The organism is Chamaesiphon sp. OTE_20_metabat_361 (assembly GCF_031364565.1).
Window position 1 is genome coordinate 1 of the sequence record NZ_JANLWO010000576.1, and the last position, 2,408, is coordinate 2,408.

Below are 2,408 nucleotides of genomic sequence, written 5' to 3' on the forward strand. Positions count from 1 at the left end.
AACTCTAATATCTCTGGACATTTTCCGCTCACAAACTTGACACAATTTTCATCATCAGTCAGTGCGTTAGCCGAGCAACTCGGAATCACAATCGCACTGACTGATTTTGTGTAAATGACAATTAGTTCGAGCGTAGTCTAATGAATAAACCGATAGCATCTACGCCGTCACAGGTACCCCCAATGAGCAGGATCGGCAAAGCATCTGAGATCGGTAAGATCCTCCTCGGTGCATAGCCTAATTGTCCGATCGCCGCCGTATGAGCGCCATAGGCAAAAGCAGCAACAACTTGGGGATAAAAATGCGGATTAGCACTCGCGATCGCGATCGGGAATGGAGCCTGATGCCGATCGGCTGGCACGTTCCCCATGCTCTTTACAGGAACAAAATAGCATCTCTGGTTGTCAAAATCAATAATTTTCTGCCGTAGTTGTCTGCTATTTATAATCTTACTAAGTTACGACAATAGCTAAAGAATTTCAATTAATTTGAAACTAAAAGACTATCTAACAAGTCTAATAAGTTAGTTATTAGATTAGATATATGTTAGGTCGAATTCATAGTTATTTGGGTAGTTGTTGGGCGATTGGGATGGCGATTTTAGCACCCATCTCAGTCTTATTACCACTCAGCTCTGCCGCAGTTGCCCAAACCAATGTCCTACCCAAAGGAGTCGCCAATAAGATCGATCGAGACATGGTGCAGCGATTCAAAGTGCCGCCAGCGAGCATCAAAGTCCAGAACTTTTCGGCTCAAGCTTGGCCGGATGGCTGTCTGGGCTTAGGCAAGACTGATGAAGTCTGTACGCAAGCAGTCGTCAATGGTTGGCTCGTTGAAGCTACTGATGGCAGCCAGAGCTATGTCTATCGCACCGATAACACGGGTACAAATCTGCGCACTGAAACCTCACCCCAAGCTGTCTTACCACTACCAGTAGCCCGGAAGTTACGGCAAGCTGCCCGTCGAGAATTGAATGTCCCACTAAATAAACTCCGCGTCACAGCCATTAATCCCCGCACATTTGATGGTTGTCTGGGAATCTTCACACCTCGCCGCGCTTGTACCAAAATTGCGATTCCCGGTTGGCAAGCAGTCCTAACTGATGGACGATCTAGCTGGGTGTACCATCTCGATCGCAATGCCAGTCGCATTGTCCAAAATTCAGCCGCTAGCAAGGCTCTAGCTCCAGTCGCGATTACATTTGCGACTACTGATGCTGCGCTAGCATCCAATATTTTATTTACTAGTTCTTCATCTGGCGATCTAACTGGTAGAACTATTACTAACACCCTCTCAACAGATGGTAAAGTTACCCGCCTAGTTACGGCACCGAATATTCGATCGCGTCCGGTACTATTACGCACGCTGAACCCAGTACGACTCGATCGATTCAAAGCTGTATTATCGCGTCAAGGCTTGCCCAACCTCAATGGATTGAACTATCTAACTTCGGCATCTGTGGCGGATGTGCCGACAGTCACGCTCCAATCGATCGGTAGTAGCGTCAGCTATACTAGCATTGAGAAACAGCGTGTACCCAAGTCGTTACAGTCCGTTATTACCGCTTGGGAGGCAATTACCAAATAATCGCTATTGTCGGCGGGCATACCAAGCGTGCATCAACAGATTTTGATAGAACTGCACAGGTGGCTCAAAGCCACCTGCCGCAATGATTGCGGCGACTGCTGATGGTGGCAGCACAGCCACCTCGCGACTGTGCGCGGCACGAACCTTGGCGATCTGCTCTGCGGATACGTCACCGCCACCTTGCATCACCCGCAGCCAAACATTCAGCATGTCGGCATATTCTGAAGCAGCAAGATCGGCAGCTAGATCGGCATTAATCAAATACCCCTGGGGGCGAAGTCGGACAGCGATCTGCTCGAAGAAGTGACGCCGATCTTCTGAGAGCATCAAGAAGTGCGAAACAAACAAGCAAGTTGCCGCATCAAATGAATCCACTGGAGGTAATGAATCGAGATAACCTTCATGAAGAGTGCAGCGGGAAGTAAGACCATTTTCGGCAATCCGTTGGCGACAGATATCGAGCATGGGTGCCGCAGGTTCGATCCCCGTGAATTGCCATTGGGGAAATGCTTGAGCTAAATCGATTAGTTCCACTCCAGTACCAACACCGACACAGAGAATCCGCGCATCGCTCGGCAGTTCGGCAAGAATAGCGTGGATGAGAAAATTTAGGGCTTCGCGCAGTGGCGCAAACACAGTATTCCTTTGGTCATAAGTAGCGGCCATTTCTCGATTGAAAAAGATTGCGGGGTCTGGTTTTGTCACGATCTTTATAAAATTAAATAAATGAATAAACTCAATCCTAATCGCGCATATTTAGGTAATCGCGATTAATCGATCGCATCTGACTTAAACCAGCGATCTTTTTGAACGATCGTGTG

At 47.9% G+C, this 2,408-nt stretch carries 2 protein-coding genes and 1 pseudogene; 1 reads left to right on the forward strand and 2 read right to left on the reverse strand.

Annotation, left to right across the window (positions count from 1 at the left end):
• Window positions 1-154 precede the first annotated feature (154 nt).
• Window positions 155-325, reverse strand: a pseudogene (locus RMO35_RS16590) (dienelactone hydrolase); the annotation flags it as partial.
• Between the two features lie 218 nt (window positions 326-543).
• Here RMO35_RS16590 and RMO35_RS16595 point away from each other — a divergent pair.
• Entirely contained in the window at window positions 544-1,587 is a 1,044-nt protein-coding gene (locus tag RMO35_RS16595; protein ID WP_309742428.1) for a hypothetical protein, read from the forward strand.
• Between the two features lie 3 nt (window positions 1,588-1,590).
• Here RMO35_RS16595 and RMO35_RS16600 read toward each other — a convergent pair whose 3' ends face one another.
• Window positions 1,591-2,292: a class I SAM-dependent methyltransferase gene (locus tag RMO35_RS16600; protein ID WP_309742429.1), complete on the reverse strand. Its 702-nt coding sequence runs from the start codon at window positions 2,290-2,292 to the stop codon at window positions 1,591-1,593.
• Window positions 2,293-2,408: the final 116 nt, after the last annotated feature.